The organism is Macrococcoides caseolyticum (assembly GCF_002902665.1).
GTDB classification, from domain to species: Bacteria; Bacillota; Bacilli; order Staphylococcales; family Staphylococcaceae; genus Macrococcoides; species Macrococcoides caseolyticum.
In genome coordinates this window covers 1-1,720 of record NZ_PPRM01000109.1, presented here as the reverse complement: position 1 = coordinate 1,720, position 1,720 = coordinate 1, and the positions used below count along the sequence as shown (strand labels likewise).

Below are 1,720 nucleotides of genomic sequence, written 5' to 3'. Positions count from 1 at the left end.
ATTAATAAATGAGCTATACCAATAATATATAAAAATCACTTTTTAGATATTTAAAAATAATATGAATAAAAGGAGTTGATATTTATGTGGTGTGAAGCATTTGAAGATAAAAATGGAGTTACCAAGTACCGCTTCTACGAGAAATATAAAGATCCCCTCTCTGAAAAATGGCGACGTGTGTCTGTAGTCATGAATAAAGACACTAAACCCTCACAGAAAGAAGCTATGAAGCGTTTAGATGAGAAGATAAATGAAAAGATAGGTAATACTGCTAGTAAATCACTGAATAGCTTAACCGTTCATAATGCTTGTGATGAATGGCTTGAAATATATACAAATACATCAGGAGCAAAAAGAACAACAATCCTGGAAAAGAAAAGTATTATAAAAGCTATTAAATTAAAAGTTCCTGAAGATGATTTAATAAAGAATTATAAATATAAGCAAGTACAAGATATATTCATAGCCTGGAATAAAGAAGATAGAAGTAAATCAGCAATGACAAGTTATAAATCGGTACTGAATCGAGTATTTAAGCATGTATCAGTTGTATATGGTCTTACAGATATAAGTTTCTTGTCTGATATTGTAGTTCCTAATAAGGCTAAATCTTTAAAGGACATAGAAAGTAAGCGAAATAATTATCTTGAAATAGACGAGTTAAAATTACTCATTAATGCTATGCATGATTTAAACGCACAGAGACGCATTTCAACGAGAAAGAGAAATGATATGATAATTCCCCTTACAATTGAATTTCAAGCGCTAAATGGCATGCGTATTGCCGAATTATTAGCAATTGAAAAGAGTAATATAGACTTTAAAAATAAAAAGCTATTAATAAATGGATCTATTATTTGGGAGACTAACAAAAAAGATGGTACTTTTGGGGTGAAAGACACAACAAAAAACGAAGGAAGTTATAGAACTATCTCACTATCTGATAGAAGTATTCAAATTTTAAAAACAATTATCCTGGAAAATAAGAAATCAGCACAATGGGAAGAAGATTATATAGATCGTGGCTTTGTTTTCACTAATACTTACGGTAACCCAATTCATACTAAGAAAATTAACGAGAAATTGGCTACTACAGTCGATTTTATTAATTCTAATGATAAATACTCTAAAAAAATAAAGAAGCGTATAACAACGCATACTCTCCGACATACCCATATATCTACTTTATCACAAATCGGTGTTTCTCTTAAAGCTATAATGGAACGTGTTGGCCATACAGATCATAAAACTACTTTACAAGTATATTCACATGTTACCGCTCAAATGGATAAAGACATGATAACTAAATTAAATGCTATAAGTTTATAAAGCTGTCTGAATACATTTTTCTGACAGCTTTTTAATATACTTTAATTATCTGTAGTTATAGTTTTTTTGAATATAGAATTGTAAACTTTTTATTAACTTTTTAATACTGCAAGTTAACAAATGAATTAAAAGTTCCAGGTATTATAATATAATGTTTCAATATTAATCAGCGATATTTTTTAATAAACCTTACTTATTTAATACATAAATAAGATATTCTCAGTTATAGCTAATATTGATAAATATATGATTATAAAGTTGAAAATCATATATAAATACAATTAAAAACCAACAGATAAATAAGTTTATAAAGAGGATAATTTTTACCTTAACTAATTATTTTTTATGCTTCAATTCCTATGTGACTAAGATAATTGATGCTATATTACTT

At 27.6% G+C, this 1,720-nt stretch carries 1 protein-coding gene; it reads left to right on the top strand.

The window, feature by feature from the left end; genetic code table 11:
- Positions 1-84: 84 nt before the first annotated feature.
- Entirely contained in the window at positions 85-1,329 is a 1,245-nt protein-coding gene (locus CD152_RS11225) for a tyrosine-type recombinase/integrase (RefSeq protein ID WP_103214799.1), read from the top strand.
- Positions 1,330-1,720: the final 391 nt, after the last annotated feature.